Source organism: Neoluteolibacter marinus (assembly GCF_014904755.1).
In the GTDB taxonomy this organism is placed as follows: domain Bacteria; phylum Verrucomicrobiota; class Verrucomicrobiia; order Verrucomicrobiales; family Akkermansiaceae; genus Haloferula; species Haloferula marina.
Window position 1 is genome coordinate 1 of record NZ_JACZFQ010000269.1, and the last position, 293, is coordinate 293.

Consider the following 293-nt stretch of genomic DNA (forward strand, 5'->3'; position numbering starts at 1 on the left):
CGTGATCCGGGATCCGCAGCGTGTGGATCCCGGCAATCTGTCACCCTGGTCCGCCCCCGAGCTGATGACGGCCGTGCAGGCGAAGTCCGCGACCGGCCGAGGCCAGCAGCTGCGCCCGGTGCATGCCAATGCCCCGAGCTTCGTCTACATGCGATGGGGACAGAACCTGTCGTCGCACCGGAAGGACTTCCACATCACCGAGGCCCTCAGCGCCAGGCACCTGGCGGCGGTGAGCGACCTCCTGAGCATTGAGGAGGATGTCTCCTCAAGATCGCTGTCCTTCGACCCGGTGC

1 protein-coding gene is annotated in these 293 nt (G+C 66.6%); it reads left to right on the plus strand.

Annotated elements, in window-relative coordinates; all coding sequences use genetic code 11:
• Nucleotides 1-22 precede the first annotated feature (22 nt).
• Nucleotides 23-293: hypothetical protein (locus tag IG178_RS24810; protein ID WP_226895784.1), on the plus strand; the 271-nt coding region annotated here is incomplete at its 3' end.